The sequence below is a fragment of the Brevundimonas aurantiaca genome, assembly GCF_014199955.1.
Lineage (GTDB): Bacteria > Pseudomonadota > Alphaproteobacteria > Caulobacterales > Caulobacteraceae > Brevundimonas > Brevundimonas aurantiaca.
Map to the genome: position 1 here is coordinate 157375 of NZ_JACHOQ010000004.1, position 20085 is coordinate 177459.

At 67.4% G+C, this 20085-nt stretch carries 12 protein-coding genes and 1 tRNA gene; 4 read left to right on the forward strand and 9 right to left on the reverse strand.

What is annotated here, in order from left to right:
• Positions 1 to 27: 27 nt before the first annotated feature.
• Positions 28 to 312, forward strand: coding sequence for a GNAT family N-acetyltransferase (locus tag GGQ93_RS10755; RefSeq protein ID WP_182713973.1), 285 nt, complete (start codon positions 28 to 30; stop codon positions 310 to 312).
• An 18-nt stretch (positions 313 to 330) separates the two neighbouring features.
• On the opposite strand, the gene GGQ93_RS10760 is transcribed toward GGQ93_RS10755, so the two are convergent.
• From GGQ93_RS10760 to msrA, 5 genes are all read right to left on the reverse strand, one after another.
• Entirely contained in the window at positions 331 to 648 is a 318-nt protein-coding gene (locus tag GGQ93_RS10760) for a hypothetical protein (RefSeq protein WP_182713972.1), read from the reverse strand.
• 125 nt (positions 649 to 773) lie between these two features.
• Positions 774 to 2738 (reverse strand): glucans biosynthesis glucosyltransferase MdoH, encoded by a 1965-nt coding sequence (gene mdoH / locus GGQ93_RS10765; protein ID WP_183216923.1) that lies wholly within the window; start codon positions 2736 to 2738, stop codon positions 774 to 776.
• Between the two features lie 150 nt (positions 2739 to 2888).
• Positions 2889 to 4736, reverse strand: a complete 1848-nt coding sequence (locus GGQ93_RS10770) for an acyltransferase family protein (protein ID WP_224764359.1) — start codon at positions 4734 to 4736, stop codon at positions 2889 to 2891.
• Positions 4737 to 4796: 60 nt separating this feature from the next.
• Positions 4797 to 6119, reverse strand: coding sequence for a VOC family protein (locus GGQ93_RS10775; RefSeq protein ID WP_183216927.1), 1323 nt, complete (start codon positions 6117 to 6119; stop codon positions 4797 to 4799).
• 106 nt (positions 6120 to 6225) lie between these two features.
• Entirely contained in the window at positions 6226 to 6876 is a 651-nt protein-coding gene (gene msrA, locus GGQ93_RS10780) for a peptide-methionine (S)-S-oxide reductase MsrA (RefSeq protein ID WP_054764969.1), read from the reverse strand.
• A gap of 138 nt (positions 6877 to 7014) precedes the next feature.
• On the opposite strand from msrA, the gene GGQ93_RS10785 reads away from it, so the two are divergent.
• Both GGQ93_RS10785 and GGQ93_RS10790 read left to right on the forward strand, forming a co-directional pair.
• Positions 7015 to 7104, forward strand: a tRNA-Ser gene (locus tag GGQ93_RS10785).
• Positions 7105 to 7387: 283 nt separating this feature from the next.
• Positions 7388 to 10681 (forward strand): S8 family serine peptidase, encoded by a 3294-nt coding sequence (locus GGQ93_RS10790; RefSeq protein WP_183216937.1) that lies wholly within the window; start codon positions 7388 to 7390, stop codon positions 10679 to 10681.
• Between the two features lie 79 nt (positions 10682 to 10760).
• On the opposite strand, the gene GGQ93_RS10795 is transcribed toward GGQ93_RS10790, so the two are convergent.
• Positions 10761 to 11432 carry a hypothetical protein gene (locus GGQ93_RS10795; protein WP_183216938.1) on the reverse strand — a complete coding sequence of 224 codons (672 nt, stop codon included), beginning with the start codon at positions 11430 to 11432 and terminating at the stop codon, positions 10761 to 10763.
• A 32-nt stretch (positions 11433 to 11464) separates the two neighbouring features.
• Entirely contained in the window at positions 11465 to 12832 is a 1368-nt protein-coding gene (locus GGQ93_RS10800) for a metallophosphoesterase (RefSeq protein WP_183216940.1), read from the reverse strand.
• 249 nt (positions 12833 to 13081) lie between these two features.
• On the opposite strand from GGQ93_RS10800, the gene GGQ93_RS10805 reads away from it, so the two are divergent.
• Complete coding sequence (locus GGQ93_RS10805; protein ID WP_183216942.1) at positions 13082 to 15346, forward strand: TonB-dependent receptor; 2265 nt, start codon at positions 13082 to 13084, stop codon at positions 15344 to 15346.
• Between the two features lie 112 nt (positions 15347 to 15458).
• Here GGQ93_RS10805 and pelA read toward each other — a convergent pair whose 3' ends face one another.
• Positions 15459 to 16544 (reverse strand): pectate lyase, encoded by a 1086-nt coding sequence (gene pelA / locus GGQ93_RS10810; RefSeq protein ID WP_224764358.1) that lies wholly within the window; start codon positions 16542 to 16544, stop codon positions 15459 to 15461.
• 84 nt (positions 16545 to 16628) lie between these two features.
• A complete protein-coding gene (locus GGQ93_RS10815) occupies positions 16629 to 20042 on the reverse strand; it encodes a TonB-dependent receptor domain-containing protein (protein ID WP_183216944.1) in 3414 nt (1137 codons plus the stop codon).
• Between the last annotated feature and the right edge of the window lie 43 nt (positions 20043 to 20085).

Genomic DNA, 20085 nt, shown 5'->3' on the forward strand with positions numbered 1-20085 from the left:
GCTGTTGAAGCGTAAAAGGAGTTGAGCATGGGACCGTTCACCGACGCCAGGGACGACAACCGCTTTGAACAGATGTTCGACGGCGAGGGCGGCGAGGGACGGGTCTGGGCCGACTACGCCGTGCGCGGCGGGGCGCGGATGATCCTGCACGTCGAGGCGGACCAGAGCCTGCGCGGCTCGGGCGCCGCCGGGCGCTTCATGCAGGCGATGGCCGAACATGCACGCGAACACGGGCTGAAACTGTTCCCGCAATGCAGCTACGCCGTGGCCTGGCACAAGCGACACCCGGACTATGACGACGTCCTTGCCTGAGGGCCGGACCCCCTGGGGTCAGCCCAGGCGGCCCACGATCGTGCGTATGGTCTCGGCCCGGGTCGGCAGGTCGGCGGCCAGGCGCGTGGCGATCTCGCGAACGCCGACCGGATAGGCGTCGCCGCCCGAGGCGATGTCCTTGGCCTTTTGCGCGGCTTGGCTGAGCAGTTTCTCGAACTGGTCGATCTCTTCCAGGGCCAGGGCGTGCGCCTCCATCTGAAGGCGTTTGACCCGCTCAGCCGTCGTCTCGGGCGCGCGCATCAGGTCATAGACGGCCGCCTCAGTCCCGACGATGCGGAGTTCGGGCTTGGAATCGGCGCTGGTCTTCTTGGTCATGGAATCGGTCCTCAGCAGAGCTGATGACTGAAGATGATCAAGACCGGGCCCTGCGTCGAGCGGGGCTGTAGCGGTTGTGACGGTTCTGTGGCCGTCCTGCATCGGTCGGGCGGATAGAGCGGGGCTTACAGCTCCGGGGCGCGGGCCGGGACCATGGCGGGGGCTGCGACCGGGGCCAGGACGCCGCCGGCCACCGCGCGCAGGGGCGAACGCGGCGTGTGCAGGACCGACGGATTGACGCTGACGCCGTCCTGGGCCGGGGTGACCAGGAAGCCCTTCTTCGCCAGGGCGTCGCCCGAGCGGACGCGCGAGGTCCAGACCGCGATCGGTGCAGCCAGCAGCAGGGGCAGGACGATCGGGGCGAACCAGGTGGCCAAGTCGGGGCGGACGCACAGGGGCGCGATGAAGCCGACGCCGGCGATCATCTGCCAGCGCATGGCGCGGAAGGCGTCGGACCAGGCCAGGCCGTCGGCCTCGCGCTGCTGGGTGGTCCATCCGGTGTCGTGGCCGGACAGGATCTGAATGAAGGCCTTGGTGTTGGCGACCATCAGAATGGGGGCCAGGATGGCCGACAGGGCGATCTCGGCCGCCATGCCCTTGGCGATGGCGCGGCGTCCGCCGAAGGCGCGCCGCTCGGCCGGGCGGCTGAGCACCAGGGCGGCGCCCATGAACTTGGGCCCGATCAGCAGGACGCCGGACAGGAAGGAGGCCAGCATGAAGGGGGTGAACTGCGGGTTCAGGATGTAGAAGAAGCTGGTCCAGTCGACCGGATAGAACATCTGGATGAACAGGCCGACCATCAGGGACGCCATCCAGAGGGGCGAGGACAGATAGGCCATGCAGCCCATGGCCAGCTGCAGGCGGCTCATCGGCGACAGGCCCTTGGCGCCGATCAGGCCCAGGTGCTGCAGATTGCCCTGGAACCAGCGGTGATCGCGGCGGATGAAGTCGGTGATCGACGGCGGGGTCTCTTCCCACGACCCTTCCAGGGCGGCGCTGACGTGGACGGCCCAGCCGGCGCGGCGCATCAGGGCGGCCTCGACCACGTCGTGGCTCATGATATGGCCGCCGAAGGGCTTCCTGCCCTTCAGATGGGGCAGGCCGCAGCAGGCGGCGAAGGCGCGCGTGCGGATGATGGCGTTGTGGCCCCAGTAGCTGGATTCCGAACCGGTCCAGTAGGCCAGGCCCGCCGCGGCGACGCGGCCGTACAGGCGCACCGAATACTGCGACACGCGGGCGAAGATGGTGCGGGCCTTGATGATGACCGGGGCGGTCTGGATCAGGCCGACGCCGGGATTGCGCTCCATGGCGTCGACCATGCGCAGCAGGGTCTCGCCGGCCATGGTGCTGTCGGCGTCCAGGACGATCATGTTCTCATAGGCGCCGCCGAAACGACGGACCCATTCGGCCAGATTGCCGGCCTTGCGCTCGCTGTTCTCGGTGCGGCGACGATAGAAGGTCTTGCAGCCGGCGGTCTGGCGGAAGGCCTGGAAGACCGAACGCTCATCGGCGGCGGCCTCTTCCTTGGTCGAGTCGCTCAGCACGAAGATGTCGAAGGCCGAGGCGGCGCCCAGGCGGGTCAGCGAGGCGTCGATCATCGCCAGGCGGGCGAAGGAGGCGCGGGCGTCCTCATTGTACAGCGGCATCAGCAGGGCCGTGCGGGTGCGGGGCAGGGCCGGATGGGGGGCGAAGGCCAGGTCGGCCTGATCCTTGCCGCGCAGCATGACGAACAGGCCCATCAGGCCGCTGACGAACCAGCAGGAGATGGCGGTGATCAGCACCATGAAGATGCCGAAGGCCAGGATCTCGGTCCCGTCCCAGCCCTTGCGGGCGTAGAGATAGAAGGGAGCGATGGCGGACAGGCCGGTCAGGACCAGGGTGCCGGCCAGCAGCATCAGCCGGCGCAGGCCGACCGTGCGCGGGGAGGTGGCGGGAACGGCCTCGGCGACGGCCTCGGGCGCGCTCAGGGACTGAACCGGCATGGCCAGCGGCGCCTCGTCGGGCAGCCAGGACCAGGCCGGGCCCTGGGGCGCCGGGTTCTTCGTCTCGATTTCAGCCTGTTCGACAGGCCGGATCGCCAGCTTGTTCATGCCGCTCTGGACGCCCCCGTGTTGACCATCCGCGCTTCCGAAGGCAGGAAGACGGTGCGCGCTGCATCGCAGCACGATCCCTATAGTCGATCACATTCGCGCGATTTTCAATCACGCAATGTTGATAGGGGCGAAAAATTCGGGGTTTTTTTACTCACCCGCCGCCGCGACCTGGGCGACGGACCCGCCAGACGGGGATTTTATCGCTTCCTGCAACAACTTGCGATCCAGCAGCCAGGCGGCGACGCCGACCCAGCCGACCAGCACCAGGGCATAGGCCCGCTCCCACCAGCCGACGTTGGCGTCGTTGACCGTGCCGGGAAAGATCATGTGTTTTGTAACAACGGTCAGACACGCCATGATGACAAAGATGGCGGTCAGGAAGATTTTGAGCCGGGGCAGATCCCGGCGCGACGCAAGACCCCAGAGCAGCAGCACCGGCGCCAGCTGAATGCCCAGGGCCAGGTTGATGATCATGTGGCGCGGGTCCGGCCAGGGGTAGAGGGTCGAGGCCGACATGCCCGCCCCGGCCAGGACGAAGACCGCCGCGATCACGGCGCCCGCGATCCGCTTCTCCGTCAGGGCGTAGACGGCCAGGCCGAAGCCGATCCCCGCCACGCCCGCCATTATGCCGGCGATGAAGACGCCGCCGTTGAAGATGATCGGGGCCTGGGCCGTCGAACCGCCCAGCTCGCTCAGATACTGGGTGGCGTTGTCGAAGCCGGGATAGGCGGCGATGGCGGCCGCCACCACCGTCAGGGCCAGAAGCGGCGCGGCGATCCCGACGGCCAGCAGGCGACGACGGCGGTGATAACGGGCGGCGGGATGTCGCAAGGCCTCCAGATCCAGCGGCCAGGGCCGTCCGCCGGCGGGCTTCAGACCCCATAAGGGGCGGATGGCGGGGATGCGCTTTACGACCTCATAGACGGCGAAACTACCCAGGAAGGTGATCAGGAGCAGGGACAGGGCCTCCAGCCCCGCCGGCAGATGGGCAGGACGAATGATCCAGACCGCCGCCACCAGGATGGTCTGGTGCGCCAGATAGAGGGGGAAGGTCGCCTCGGTCAGATAGGTCAGAACCGGCCCGCCGCGTGACCGCAGATGCCGGCTGCCGAAACCCAGGATGGCGACGATCGTCGCCCACTGGTCCAGGCCGTAGACCATGGCCTTGGGCACGCCCCAGAAGGCCCGGCCGCCGGGGTGCCAGACCTGGGCCATCATGATCGGCAGGGCGACCGCCGCCAGGCCCAGGGCGACCCAGCGATACCGCTCCATGTCGCGCCAGATGCTCTCTCGCCCCACGATGCTGAAGCCGAAGATGAAGGCCGCCAGGGACAGGGCGTGATTGTACCAGTCCCAGTGCAGGACATTGGTCACCCCGAACCAAGGGAACAGCAGGATGCGGATGGCGATCAGATAGAGGATCGGCAGGGTCAGGAGGCGCGGCCCGGCCAGAGACTTCTCCAGCCACCCGCCGATCCGGTCGATCAGGCCCGGCCGTCGCCACAGCAGTATGGTGACGACGCTATAGGCGGCGATATAGACGATGAACCACAGATGGTTGACCGGCACGCCGTCGGCCAGGCCGCTGAAGCTGAACTCGTGCGCCATCCAGGCGGCGTAGCCGGCCAGGCCGCCTGGCCAGCCGGCCTTGTCCATGGCCTCGATCCAGGACTGGATCGGCACCAGGACCACGGCCCCGAACAGAAGCGGCGGAACCAGGCGTTCGAACCGCGCCCGGGCCACCTGGCGCGGCGTGCGTCGGAAGGTCATGAACCGCAGGGCCGCGCCCGACACCAGAAACAGCAGGGTCAGCCGCCACGGATTGGTGATCAGTATGGCTTCGCGCATCCACTCGAAGGTGTGGACGCTGTGCACGTGCCAGCCGTAGACCCCATAGACCAGGCCCACGTGATAGAGGATCAGCAGGCCGAACGCCCCCACCCGGATCCAGTCCAGATCATAACGGCGCGCGGACGAGGGGGCGGAGGGGGGCACGGCCGCGTCTATGATCCGGCGCGGGGCGTCAGGCAATACGGCGGATGGTCTCGGATTTGCTCAGGCCGCGGCCTCGGCCAGACCCAAGGCCTTCAGGGCGGCGGCGATCGAAGCCTCCTGCTCCGCCTGATACAGGACCATCTCGTCCAGCACCGACCGGCCCAGGGCCTGTTCGAAATCGGCCTTGGCCGGGTCGACGGCATAGGCTTCGCGCACCTCGGCGCCCAGGTTGGACTGGAAGATTCCGGCGGCGCTGACGGGCAGGAAGTCCTCGTAGGTGATCGGCTCCGCGACGACGTGACCCAGGGCGATCAGGGCCTCCAGATCGGCCGTCTCGGCGCGGCCGGCCAGGCCCTGCGGCGTCGCGCGATAGCGGAACCAGGCCAGGCCGTTCCGGCGCAGGGCCGTCCAGTCGTCGGGCAGGGCCGAAAAGTCCTTGCTGGCCAGGGCCGCGTCGTACAGGGCGCGTCCCGTCGGGGTCAGGGCGCAGCCGCGCTGCTCGATCTCGCCGAAGCGGGCGGTGTGCACCCCCTGGACGGCCCCGTCCGCGCCGGGGAAGGCGATGGCCTCCTGCAGGGCCTTGAAACTGGTCTGGCGCAGAAGGATCGGGCAGGCGCGGGCGGGCGGCCCCTCGATCGTCTCCTTGGGCGTGATGCCCCGTTCGGGCATGGCGGCCTGGGCCGCGTCTATGTCCAGGGTGCGCGGCGTCAGATGGTTGATGTGCGGCCCCTTGAAGCTGACCACGTCGGCGATCAGCCGGTGGGCGGCGACCAGGCGTTCATAGGTTGCGGCGCTGACCGTCGCCTCGGCGTGCCAGCGGAAGGTCTCCAGCAGTTCGGAGACGAAGCGGTCGGCCTGATCCTCGTCCAGGCCGCCCGCGGTCTCGGCCGTCTCGATCAGCGCCCGCGCGCCCGGGGTGAAGATGTCGCGCCGGGCCAGGGCGGCGGCCGCCTCCTGACGCAGGTCCTGATCCGCGATCAGCTCCAGCCGCAGCAGGGAGCAGAAGACCCGGAAGGGATTGCGCGCCAGGGCCGCCGGATCGACCGGGCGGAAGGCGGTCGAATGGACCGGCACCCCCGCGGGGGCCAGATTGTAATAGCTGACCGGCGCCATGCCCATGACGGCGAAGGCGCGGGCGATGGTGGCCAGTTCGTCCGCCGTGCCGACGCGGATGGCGCCGTGCCGTTCCTCACACAGCCGCGCCAGTTCGCCGGCTGCGGCCAGCCGGTCCGCCCCCGCTGGATCGGCCTTCAAGGCCTCGGCGTTGACCTCGGCCACCAGGGTCAGCAGCTCCCCGTACTGAGGCACCTCCGCTCGGTACATGGCCGACAACGCGGCCGAGAAACGGCTGCGGATCTCATCGGGATGGACGAAGGCGGACATGGCGGCTCTCCCTTGGGCGTTTTCGGCTTCCCTACGCCTGTCCGCCGCCGACGCCTAGCCGGAGGCGGACAGGACATTTCGCCCGACCGTCATCCAAGGACGTCGGTCAGGCCCTCACGCCGATCCCGATCGGACAGACCACGCCGGTGCCGCCGATGCCGCAATAGCCGGCCGGATTCTTGGCCAGATAGCCCTGGTGATAACCCTCGGCGTAATAGTATTCGCCGGCAGGCTGAATCTCGGTGGTGATGGCGCCGCGCCCGGCCGCGGTCAGGGCCGCCTGATAGGCGTCACGCGACGCCTCGGCCTCGCGCTGCTGATCGTCGTTCAGAGTGTAGATGGCGGACCGATAGGTGGTGCCGACGTCATTCCCCTGGCGCATGCCCTGGGTCGGGTCGTGGTTTTCCCAGAAAGCCTTAAGCAGGTCGCCGTAGGTTATGACCGACGGGTCGAACACCACCTTCACCACCTCGGCATGGCCGGTGCGGCCGGTGCAGGTCTCCTCATAGGTCGGATTGGGCGTGATTCCGCCCGAATAGCCGGCCGACGTCACCCAGACGCCCGGCAGGGACCAGAAGACCCGCTCCACGCCCCAGAAACAGCCCATGCCGAAGATCGCCGTTTCGAAACCCTCGGGATAGGGCCCCTTCAGCGGATGGCCGCTGACGAAATGGGTTTCGTCCGTCGCCAGGGGCTCGGCGCGGCCGGGCAGGGCGGTCTCGGCGGTGGGCAGTTCGGCGGTCTTGGTCAGCAGCATGGGGTTCCCCAATAAGGAAAATGTCGTCCGCCCCCATATGGGGACGTCACAGGCGCTTGCCGAGGGGGCCATGGTGTTCTATCAGGCCCGCCTCCCGCCGGATCGACCTCCGGCGGCGCGCACGAGCTGGCGTGAAACGGACAGGTGGCGGAGTGGTCGATCGCGCACGCTTGGAAAGCGTGTGTAGGTGAAAGCCTACCGAGGGTTCGAATCCCTCTCTGTCCGCCACGGCTTTCCCTCCGTACCCCCCCCCCCTGCGAGCGAGTTGCTTCGGCCCGGCGATGGTCTGGACCTGCGCCGCTGAACCGAATAGCGCATGACAATGCGGAGAAGGCTACGGCTGGCCGCGCAGAACGCGTCGGAATTTTATCCCCTAAAAGACGAAACGCCGCGCCCGTCTTTTGTCCGAAATGTGTTGACGACGGTGCTCGCGCCGGTCGATTGAGTGTTTGAATTGCGCCGTGGGGTTGCAAGCTTAAGCGTTCGGCCGTCGGCCGAAGAGGGGGAAAGAGTGGCTTTCAGTTTCAAAATCGGCCTGATGGCTGCGACGGCGGGCGTGTCGGTCCTGGCGGGCGCGGCGGCGGCGCAGACGGCGCCGACCCCGCCGGCCGGCGGCTTCTATATGGCCAATGGGACGCGCACGACCAACTATCAGACGGCCCTGGCCTCGTGGCGGTCGGACGCCCAGTTTTCGGTCGACTATTCCAAGCGTTTCCTGGGGCTGGAACATGCCTACGCCATGGGTTTGACCGGGCGGGGTCAGACGATCGGGGTCAATGACGCCGGCGTCTATATGGACCACCCCCTGTTCGGATCGGCGGGCAAGGTGACGGGGCTGCGAACCCAGGTCGTCGAGGGCTACGGCAATGACGGGCGGATCAATCCGCGTCGTCGATGGGAGGGCCACGGCACCCATGTGGCGGGCACCATCGCCGGCGACCGGGTCGCGGGTCAGCCCATGTTCGGCAACGCCTACGGCGCCAAGCTCTACGCCGCCACCACCAACTTCGCGGCCGGCGACTTCCTGTGGTTCAAGGACGTCTATATCGACGGCGACATCGTCGCGACCTCGAACCAGAACATCGTCGATCTGGCCAATACGGGGCAGGTGCGCATCATCAACAACAGCTGGGGCAGCGGCACTTCCCTGCCGTACAATGCGTCGCTGTCGACCGTTCTGGCGTCGATGAATCGGAACTACGGCGACTACTACAAGCCGGTGCTGGACAAGGACGTGCTGGTGGTCTTCTCGGCCGGCAACGGCTATGGCGTCCACGCCAGCATCGACGCCGTGGCGCCCCTGTCGGATCCGCGCCTGCGCTCCAATTGGCTGTCGGTCGCCAACTATTCCAGCTTTGCCGCCGCCGACCCGTCGACCAGCTTCTGCGGTCAGACGGCGACCTGGTGCGTCGCCGGACCGGGTTCGGCCGTCGTCTCGTCCGTGCCCGCCTATACGATGGACCGGGCCGGCATCCTGGCCCTATATCCCCGGGCGAACTATACGGGACTCTATGCTGCGACCACCGTCTCGGCCCTGCAATCTGCGGCCGTGAACCAGTTTCTGGTCGTGCTGAACAACTATCTCGACGCGCGAGAAGCCGGCGGACCCGGTTATGACGAGGACGCGCAACGGCGCGAAGTGGCTCGGCAAGCGGCGGCCATCACCCTGGTTGCGGGAGCCCGCCTGGGCGATCCCGACAGCTTCACCTCCACCCTGGCGGGCTTGCTGGTCTCGACCAACAACATGGCGATCCTGACCCCGGCCTTCTCCGGCGCCGTGCTCGAATACGCCAACGCCGAACTGCAGCGGGTGCTGAACCAGTACATCCGCTACACCGGCGCCGGCTATGCGGCCTATACCGGCACGTCGATGGCGGCGCCGAACGTGTCGGGCTTCGCCGCCCTCCTGATGGAGAACTTCCCCGAATATTCCACGGCCCTGATTTCGGACATTCTGGTGTCCAGCTCTCGGGATCTGGACACGCCGGGCGTCGATCTGAAGTCCGGCTGGGGCGCGCCCCAGATGAACGTCGCCTTGGGCGGCCCGACCGCTTTGCGGGCGACCCGCGACGTCACCGTGGCGGTCGGCACCGTCGATGTCTGGAGCAACAACATCGGCGACGCCCGCGACCGCTATTCGGCCGAGGTGCGGGCCAACTTCGGCAATGACATCGGCGGTCTGGTCAAGAAGGGCGGGGGGCAGCTGATCCTGACCGGCGCCAATGACTACAGCGGCCCGACCCGCGTCGAGGGCGGTCTTCTGACCGTCAACGGCAGCCTGCTGCGTTCGAACGCCACCGTCGGCGGCGTGGGCATGATCGGCGGCGTCGGTCGTCTGCTGAACCTGACGGCGGAAAGCGGCGGCGTGGTCGCGCCGGGCGACGGGGCCAATCCGTTCGGAACCCTGACCGTCGCCGGCGACGTCAACTTCAAGCCGGGCTCCTTCCTGTGGATCCGCTCCAGCGTCAACGGCGGCGCCTATTCGCGGCTGAACGTCGGCGGGGCGACGCGCCTCGAGGGCGGTCAGGTCGTGCTGAAGGCCGACAGCGGCGAATGGAACCTGCGCTCGCGGATGAACATCATTCAGTCGACGGGCGCAGTCACCGGCGCCTTCACCGGGGCGCAGAGCGATCTGGCCTTCCTGACGCCGGTCCTGACCTATTCGACCAACGGGGTCACGCTGACGGTGCGCCGCAACGACGTGACGGTGGCGTCCCTAGGCGCCAACTCGAACCAGAAGTCGGCGGGCGCAGCCCTGGACGTGATGATCAACGGATCGGCGACCAGCGGAAGCCGCGACCTGTCGCTGGAGAACGCCCTGCTGGACGCCAGCGTGCCCGCGGTTCAGGCCGCCCTGCCCAGCCTGACTGGCGAGGTTCACGCCTCTCTGGCCGGCCTGGCGGTGTCCGACACGCGCGCGATCCGCGAGGCCATGTCGGACCGCGGCCGGGGTCAGGCCGGCGGTCAGACCTATGCGGGCAACGGGGTTTCGGTCTGGGGCAGCGGCGTCTTCGGCGACGGCCGCGGCTCGCGTCATGACGGCCTGGCGGCCTTCCGCAGCGAATCGTCCGGCTATCTGGTCGGGGCCGAAAAGGCGCTGTCGGACGATGTTCACATCGGCTTGGCCTTGGGCGAAAGCCGTTCGGAACTGCGGTCGGCGCGGCTGAACTCGACGGGTCGTGTCAACAGCGAACAGATCGGCGTCTACGGCGGCGGCGCCCTGGGCGACTTCCAGGTCCGTGTCGGCGGATCCTGGGCCAAGGCCGACGTCCGCACCGACCGCACCGCTCAGTTGAACCAGTTCAGCAACGCCTTGGCCGGCGACTATGACGGCGACGTCTGGCAGGTCTATGGCGAACTCGCCTGGAGCCGGGCGGTCGGGGCGACGATGTTCGAACCCTACGGCGCCTTCAGCCATGTCCAATACGACGCCGACGTGGTCGAGGTCGGCGGAGACGCCGCCCTGTCGGGCCAAGTCGAACAGACGGCGGATCTGGTCACGGCCGGCTTCCGCACCCGCACCGTCCTGGCCGGCGGTCAGGGCCGTCCGCGTCTGTCGGCGGTGACCCACCTGGCCTATACCCACGATCTGAACGGCGACGGGCCAGTGTTCGACGCCGCCTTCGCCGATGGACCCGGCTTCGTGATCAACGGCGCCAATCCGGGGGATGACGTCATCTCCGGCGGCCTGGCCTTCACCGTCCAGGCGACCGAACGGACCGCGCTGGAGATGGGCTACACTGGCCTCTACAAGGACGAGTACCGCGACAACCGCATCTTCGGCCGGTTCAGCGTCAAGTTCTGATTCCCGCCTGAACGCTGACTTTCGCGCCCCCGACGGCTCCGTCGGGGGCGCGATCGTTTTCGGGCTCAGTCGAAAGGCTTCAGTGGGGACCGGCGGACAGGGCGTCGTCGTCCAGGAAGAAGGGCCGGTCGCGATTGGCCGGGCGATGTTCGATCCAGGCGCCGGGCTGACGGATCCTTTGTTCGACCGCCTGAACCGCGCCCCGCATGAAGGCTTCGGGCGAGACGGCTTCGGACTGCGGCGCGATCGGCGTCTCTGGATCGCCGTGCAGGACGGCGGCGGCGTAGATGTCGAGCTGAAGTCCCTGGCGCGCGCCGTCGCGATAGGGAAAGAGACAGAGGGTGTAGCGGGTCTCGACCGGCCCGACCTGACGCGGGCTGACTTCGGCGCGCCAGGCGGCGCCGTTGCAGACGACCGTGCGGACCGGCCGCAGCCAGCCCGCCGCGGCGCGCGTCGTCGGACCCTCCAGCCCGAAACCCGTCGGCGCGGCCGGGTCCGCCAGGGTAAAACGACCGGGCGTGCGGGGCGGGGCGCCGGAGGCTTGGCGGCGGGTGACGACCAGGAAGCCCTGACGGCGAAGATGGCGCTCCAAGGCTTGGGCGACGCTGCGGCCGTCGTGGCGGGTCTGGAAGTCGATGACGGCGTAGGCCTGATCGACGGTCCAACGCCCCGTCGTCTGCGCAGCCGCAGTCCCAGCCTGTCCCAGGGCCGCCAGCGCCAGGATGGTCGACAGTATCGAGCGCATCGCCATGATCCATCTTGGCTCCGGCTGGGCGGCCGTTGTCAATGCGGCTCCAACAGGGCCGCCGCCGCCGCCGTCTTGACCGTCAGACCGGGCGCTTCGGTGAAGACGAGGTCGCCGGCGCCGAAATATCCGGCCTGATTGGTCGCGCACCAGTCGGTGGTGACGATGTGCACGGGGCCGTCCGTCGGCGCGGCGCCGGCGGCGTAGAGGAAGTCGCCGTTGCGCGCGCTGAGCGGCATCGGCCGGTCCTGGTTGGCGCGGGCGAGGAAGGCGTCGAACCGATCACGCGGGACGACGGCGGTCATCAGCCGGCCGTCGAAACGCACGACGGCGTCGAAAACGTAGCGGCTGACCGGCCCGGCAGGCAGGCCGGCGCCCAGGGTGGTGTGGCCGATGAAGCCCGCATCGACGCCTGCGGCCTGGGCCAGGCCTGCCGCGACTCTCCGTCCAGTGTCGCCCAGGGACAGGGCGCGGGGGCTGACGCCCAGTAGGGCCCGCTCCTCCGCCGTCATCTGGGCGGCCAGGGTCGCGGCGATCAGTTCGGCCAGGGGCTGATCGGCCGCGGCGTCCAGCGCGACTGGGTGAGAGGCGGCCGTGACCGAGCCGTCGGCGCGGAATTCGCCAACCGTATAGGCGCTTGTCCACGAGCCTGTGTGGGCATAGGCGCTGCGGCCCTGTTGATGCTGGAACAGCAGATGGTTGTGGCCGCCGATCATCAGGCCGCCGTCGGGCAGCAGGGGCAGGATGTCGCGATCGGCCGCGACACCCGCATGGCTCAGGATCAGAACCCGATCGGCGCCCGACAATGCGGCTCCAAGTTGGGCCCTTGCCCAGACCGCAGGAGATGGAATGTCCAACTGGTCGCGAGAGACCTTGGGATAGGTGTTCAGGGCGTCGGTCCCTATGCCCACGACGCGCAAGGACCGGGCGCCGAAGGGCAGGGTGGTCGAAGAGGGGGCGTAGCCTTCGCCCGTGCGCCGGTCGCCTATGGTGCTGACGACCTGGACGCCCAGGGTCCGCAGACGCGCCACGACCTCAGCCAGGTCCGGGGTCAGGTCGTTGTCGTGATTGCCCAGGTTGAACACCGTGGGCGCCAGGCGCGGCAGGGCCTCGACGAAGGCCCAGTCGATCACACCGCCGGACCGCACGGCCACGGCGTTGCCGTGTTCGAACAGGTCGCCGTTGATGGCGATCACATGGGGAACCGGATGGGTCTGAACCTCGGTTTCAAAGGCGGCCAGCAGTTGGGCGGTGCGCTCATAGGCCGAATGCATGTCCGAAACGGCCAGCACCCGGCCGATCGTTTCGGTCTGATCCTTCGCTCTCAGGCCGATCAGGCCCGGCGCCAGCGTCGTCGCCCCGGCCAGTTGAAGAAGACGGCGGCGGGAAGGCCTGACGAGAGACATGCGCAATCCAGGATATGGGGAAGGGGCGCGCAGCGAAGGGACGCACCCTTACATCGTCGCACTTCAACCTTGTTCGAACAAGACTGGGGGGCCGCGCGGCGCCTTGTCTGAAGCCGATTGTCACACCGCTGTGTCCGCGTCTTCAAAGCTTCAACAAAGCGGCCCGTCTGACGCTGGCGATTCCCTTTTCGAAGCTTTACGGCGTCGCGCGATCGTTTCCTCCCTTACGACGCCAAGGATAGTTCAGCCATGCTTCGTCCCGCCCTTCTGGCCGCCACCGTCAGCAGCATCGCCCTGCTGAGCGCCGGCTCGGCCCTGGCCCAGGTTCAAACCCAGGCCCAGACTGAGGCCCAGACGCAAACCGCCGCCGAACCGGCCGGCGTCGATGACATCGTCGTCACCGCCCAGCGTCGCAGCGAGAACATCCGCGACGTTCCCTTCGCCGTCTCCGCCCTGACGCCCCAGACCTTGCAGGACATCTCGGCCGGCGGCGCCGACGTTCTGGCCCTGTCGGGCCGTGTGCCCAGCCTTCAGGTCGAAAGCTCGAACGGCCGCTATGCGCCGCGCTTCTACATCCGCGGCCTCGGCAATGTGGACTTCGACTTCACCGCCTCCCAGCCGGTTTCGGTGGTGCTGGACGACGTGGTTCTGGAAAGCGTCTATCTGAAGGGCTTCCCCCTGTTCGACGTGCAGCAGCTGGAAGTGCTGCGCGGGCCGCAGGGCACCCTGTTCGGCCGCAACACCCCGGCGGGCGTGATCAAGATCGACAGCGTCAAGCCGTCGGACGAATTCACCGGTTTCGGCTCCCTGACCTACGGCAACCTGGGTTCGACCCGGGCCGAAGCCGCCGTCACCTTGCCGGCGTCCGATACGCTCCAGGTGCGCGGCGCCTTCCTGTGGAACCATCGCGACGACTGGGTCGATAACGCCTACAATCCGTCCTTCGCCAATCCGGACAAGGACGACCTGGGCAATTTCGACGACATCGCCGGCCGCGTCCATGTCGCCTGGACCCCGACCGCGCGTCTGTCGACCCTGTTGACCCTTCAGGCTCGCGACTACGAAGGCACGGGCACGATGAACCGCGCCAACGCCCTGACCAAGGGCTCCAACAAGCTGAACGACAACTTCGACCGGGACACCGTCTATTACGACGGCGGCCGCAACAACTTCCAGAAGCAGAAGACCACGTCCCAGTCGCTGCGCGTGGCCTATGACTTCGGCCCCGCCACCCTGACCGGCATCGTCGGCTCCTACCAGGGTTGGTCGCAGGGCGACGGCGACATCGACGGCGGCGTGGCCAGCGCCCCGGCGACGGCCTCCTACAAGACGCCGTTCAACTCCGAGACCGGCACCCTGTCCAGCGACCTGCTGCAGAACACCTACGAGCTGCGCCTGGCCTCGAACGGCGATGCGCGCCTGGGCTGGCAGATCGGCGCCTTCTATTGGGATGAGCGGATCAATCTGGTCTCGGGCACCTTCAACGGCGTGGGCAATCCCCAGCCGACGCGCGTGACCGACATCGTGCAGAAGTCGGACTCCTGGTCCGTGTTCGGTCAGGGCAGCTACAGGCTGACGGAGGCCCTGAAGGTCACGGCGGGTCTGCGCTATACCGACGACAACCGCGACTATTTCGGTCGGATCGTCCTGGGAACCGGCGCTGGTGGGACGGGCGCCGTCTCGGTCGGCGACGAGCAGGTCAGCTGGGACGTCAGCGCCCTGTATGAGGTCAACGACAGCCTCAACCTGTTCGCCCGCGTGGCCAAGGGCTATCGCGGTCCGTCGATCCAGGGCCGCAACCTCCCGGTCCTGACCACGGCCGATTCGGAAACCGTCATGTCCTATGAGACCGGCTTCAAGGCCCGTCTGTTCGACGGCCGCGGCCGTTTGAACGGCACGGCCTACGCCTATGAGGTCAGCGACATGCAGTTCACCGCCATCGGCGGGGCGGACAACTCCAACCGCCTGATCAACGCCGACAAGGGCGAAGGTTACGGCCTGGAGCTGGACGGCGACCTGTATTTGGGCGCGGGCTTCAGCCTGGCGGCCGGCGCCGCCTGGAACCACACGGAGATCAAGGACGGCGACCTGCTGGTCGCCATCTGCGGCTCCAACTGCACCGTCACCGACCCGATCGTCACCGTGGGCACGACCCGTCGCGCCAAGGTCGACGGCAACCCCTTCCCGCAGGCGCCGGAATACACCGCCAATCTGACGCTGAACTACGTCCTGCCCCTGGGCGACGACACCGAGTTCTTCGCCTCGACCGACTGGACGATGCTGAAGGACTTCAACCTGTTCCTCTATGAATCGGTCGAGTTCATGCAGGATACGCACTTCGAGGGCGGTCTGCGGGCCGGCTGGCGCGACCTGGGCCGCGGCCTGGAAGCGGCGGCCTATGTCCGCAACCTGACCGACGAAGAGAACGTCATCGGCGCGATCGACTTCAACAACCTGACCGCCTTCGTCAACGAGCCGCGCACCTACGGCGTGCAGCTGACCAAGCGGTTCTGAGGCTCCAAGTTAAAGCGAGAGCATGATTCACGCTTCTGTCGGAACCGCGAAGCGGTTCCGTCCGAAACGATCATGCTCTAGAGCCGGCGAGGCCTTCGCTTCGCCGGCCCTGTCAGTTCGGCCGGGCAAGGCGCGCGCGCCAGGCGGGATAGTCCCGCTCCAGCAGCGTCTTCGCCCAGTCGCCATAGTAGTTGTAGCCGGCGCGGCGCTCCCGCTCGATGTCCGCCAGGGCCGGGCGCGGAACGCCGTCGCGGCCGGTGAACAGCGGGCGATTGTCCTCGAGCCCGTAGAATCGGGCCCACAGCGGGCCTTCGCCCGGCGCCGGCACGACCCGTCGGTCCGCCTGTCCCTCAGCGTCGGTGAAGGACTCGATGCGGATGTCGTAGAGGGCCGTGGCGCGGAACCAGGCCACGGCGCCTTCGACCGCGGCGATCACGTCAGGGCCGGGCTGGTCGATCCCCATCAGGAAGCGCACCAGGCCCACGCTTTCCTGCCCCGACAGAGACGCCGGCTCGAACCGGCGGGCGCCGACGGGCGCCAGGGTGACGGGATCGTGCTGGGCGGACCAGACGGTCAGTCGGCCGTCCTGTCGCACCTGGGATTTCAATAGGGCGTCCACGCCGCGCCGCACGGCCTGGGCCGCCCGCTCGCGCCGCGCGCCGTCGACGAAGCCGTAAGGCGGTTTGGCCTGGGCGACCTCGTCCAGCAGGCGCAGCACCCGCACCATGGCGTCGTCATTATAGGTGACCGCGTCGTGATAGCCGCCCCGCAGCGGAGCGTACTGGGGCCATCCGCCGTTCGGATATTGGGCGGCCAGCAGATAGTCGAGACCCCTGTCGAAGGCGGCGCGCGGCGTCGAATCGCCGGCCTCGATCACCCGCGCGATAAAGGCGAGGGGCAGGGTGGTGGCGTTGTTGTCGATGGTGTTGGTCAGGGTCGGATCCGCATCCGGCGCGGGCGGCGCGAACAGATCCGTGTTCTTGGGCCAGCCGCCTTGGGGCGACTGATGCGCGATGACCTGAAGGGCCAGGCGACGCGCCTCATCCGAGCCGTACCAGCCCGCCGGACGGCTGACGGCGGACGACCCCCAGACCATAGATGAGGCCGCTGCAACCCGTTGGGACCCGGGCGGCGGGGTCTGGGCGCAGGCGGCGCCCGCGATCGCCGACAGGCTTAGGATCAGGGTGGCTCTCAGCATGGCGCTTTCCTGGATCGAAGGGCAAAAAAAGCGGGACGTCGCCGGGGCGACGTCCCTTCAGGGGGCAGGGAGCGTCGGTCCGCCTCAGAAGATGAAGCGGGCGCCGACGAAATATTGGCGACCTGTGCTGCCGTAGCTGTTGACTAGCGGATCGGCCTGATAGGCCCAGCGCTCGTCCGGCTGGTCCGTCAGATTCAGGGCCTCTGCGGTGATCGTGACGTTGTCGGTCAGTTTGTAGGTGAAGGCGGCGTCCACATTCAGCGTCTCATTGGAGCCGATGAAGTCGTTGATCAGGGGCGAGTCGCACTGGCCCGGATCGCAGCCCCCCGACGCCAGCGGATAGGTGGTTTGGTAGGCGGCCCGATAGGCGGCCGAAACGCGGGCGCTCCAGCGCGGCACCTCATAGAAGACGGTCGCGTTGAAGGATTCCGGCGAGGCGCCCAGGAAGGGGGCCGTTCCGGTCAGGTTCCGCGCGGGATCGAGGATGTATTCCAGCTCGGATTCGATGTTGGTGTAGTTGGCCTGAACCCCGAAACCGTCGAACGGCGCCGGCAGGAAGGTGAAGTTCTGCTGATAGGCGACCTCGAAGCCGGACAGGGTCCCGCCCGGCGCGTCATTGTATTGACGCAGGACGAACGGCAGATCGGCGTCGATATAGGCGCGGCGGCTGTCGGAGGCCAGGTCGGTCAGGTCGTCATAGGCGGCCCGAAGATTGGCGATCTGCTCGCTGCTGAAAACCTCGCTCAGCCTGCCCTCACGCAGCACGACCTGCGGGAAGCTTTCGATTTCCTTGTGGAAATAGGCCACGGACAACAAGGCGTCCTTGGCGAAATACCATTCGACATTGAAGTCGAGGTTGGTGGCTCGGAACGGTTTCAGCTTGGTGTTGCCCAGGCTGATCTGGGCGTTTGAGCCGTCGAACTCGGCCGCCGCCCCAGCGACGCCCACAGGCACCGTGAAGGAGGTGACGCCGGGCTGCAAGGCCATCATCTGCGGGCGCGCCATCACCTTGGCCGCCGCGAAGCGCAGGATCAGGCTGTCGCTGACCTCCCACGCCAGGTTCAGCGAGGGGAGGGTGTCGTTATAGTCGTTGTCGTTGCTGATGGGGCGGCCGCTGGGCGAACGTCCGCGTGAGTCGACGCTGGTCTCGGCTCTCCGCAGACCGGCGTTGCCGCGCAGGGTCCCGGCGAACAGAGGCAGGTTGAAATCCATCTGGCCGTAGTAGGACAGGCTCTCTTCATCGACCCAGAAGGTGTTGACCCCGCCGTTGCGAAGGTCCGACAGACGCCAGTCGCCCCATTCGTTGATGCAGTCGCAGTCGAAGCCGAAGCGGTTTTGGAAGGCTTGAAGATTGGGGGCGAAGAAGGACGTCGGCATGCCGTCAGGCACGTTCAGACCGTCTCCCCAGCTGACCGTCTGGCCCATGTCAGCCACTGTCGTGGCCTGAGCCAGGCCGCTGCGGACCCCCTCCAGCAGGCTGGGGTTCATGGTGTCGCTGACCAGCCGCTCGAACCGCGTATAGTAGAAGTCGAACTTGCGCTTGCCGATGCCGAAACGCAGGGTGACGTAGTCGTTGTAATCCCAACGGAAGTCGGCCTTGGCCGTCTGATAGCCGTTTTCGGTGACGGTGCGGAAGGCGCGCAGGGCGGAATAGCCCTTCACGAAGTCCCAGTTGTTGGGATCGGCGACGTCGAAGCCGAAGTCGATGAAGGGCATGTCGCCGCCCGCGCGGTCGTCATAGACGAAGTAGTCGTTTCCTGCGACGCCCTGGCCGGAGTCCAGCCGGATGAAGTCAGCGAGCAGACCCATGTTTTCATTGGTCGATTCGGAATCGCCGACCAACAGGGACATGCTGAAGCGATCGCTGAAGTCATGCTCGATATTGATCGAGTTCTGGCGGAACTTGGTCGTATAGGAGCCCTGATCGACCGCCGAGCGCATGTCGACGTTGCCGAGCACCAGATAGTTGGCGTTGGCGCCGGTCTCGCTGAGGCCGGCGTCGATCAGGCGCACCGAGGGGCGGCCGATGAAGGCGCCGCGCATGGCCAGATACTGCGGATGCGCCACATAGCCGACCGAGCCGGGCTGGTTATAGTAGTCGTAGACGTCGAGGTTGTTTGGATTGAAGCTGCCGACGCCAGCCGCCAGAGTCTGGTTCGTGGCGCCCGGCGCCGTGGTGAAGATCGGCGTATTGCCATAGAGGGACTGCCCGCAGTCGATGGCGTCGCGAAACTCGGTCGCAGCCTGGGCGGTGCAGTTGGCGTAGACGCTGCGGCGGTTATTGTAGCTGTTGTTGGAGTTGCTGGCGGTCGTCGCGGTCTGATAGCTGAAGGCCGTAGCGGTGCGGTTGCCGTTCGTGTTGTTGCGGTTCAGGCCGACCGGACCGATCTGATAGTTGGTCGAGGTCTGGGTCATCTCCGAATAGAGGTTGTCGAAGCTGATCGTTGTCCGCTCCGTCGGCCGCCATTGGCCGGACAGGGTGACCCCCAGGCGATCCTGATCCACCTCGCGGTGATTCAGGGTGGCCAGGGCCGGGATGCGAACCAGAGAGCCGCGGTTCCCCGTTCCGTTGATCAGGGCATAGGCGGCCGGGTTCGAGCCGATCAGATAGTTGCGCGCCTCGGGATTGGTGACGCGCGGCAGGGCCGAGTTGGGCGTGCCAATCGGCAGGGCGAAGCCTTGAGGGTCCCCTGCGGCGTTGGCGCCGGCGTTATTGAACGTCGCGCCGCGATAGGCGTAGTCCATCGAGCCCACCTGACGGGCGTAGCTGTCGATGACCTGTTTACGCTCATTGTAGGCGACCGAGCCCAAGAGGCCGAACTCGCCGATCTTGCTGGTCCAGCGGTCAGACGCCAACAGGGCCACGCGCGGGCTGTGGTTGCCGCCGTTCTCGTAATAGGCGTCCTGAAGCGTCAGGGCGAGACGGCGTTCGGTGAAGTCGAACGGGCGGCCCGAGATCAGATCGACGGTCGCGCCCAGGGAGCCTTCGTCCGTCTGGGCGTCTGCGGACTTCTGGACCTTCAGGGAGTTGAACAGCTCGGAGGCGAAGGTGTTGAACTGGAAGCCGCGGTCGCGCCGCAGGGCCCCGTCGGCGCTGCTGGCGCCGGAGGTGGACAGGGTTTCCAGCCCGTTCAGCCGAACCCGGGTGAAGTCGCCGCCAAGGCCGCGGACCGAGATCGAATTGCCCTCGCCGTTTTCGCGGTCGATCGAGACGCCGGGAATCCGCTGAAGCGACTCCGCCAGGTTGGCGTCGGGGAAGTCGGCGATGTCTTCGGCGTTGATGACGTCGACGATGGTGTTCGACCGACGCTTTTCGCTCAGGGCGCTGGCGAGAGAGGCGCGGATTCCGGTGACGACGATCTCATCGACGGTCGTGGCCTCCTGATCATCGGCCTGTTGAGCCTGGGCCCAAGTGGGCGCCGCCAGCAGCAGGGCGCCGATCAGAAGCGCCGCCGGGGACGCCGCCGCGCGCAGTTGTCCTGTGGTTTGGTTGTGCATCCGTTCCCTCCGTTGCTGTCGCGCTCCAGCCTCTGGCGGGCCG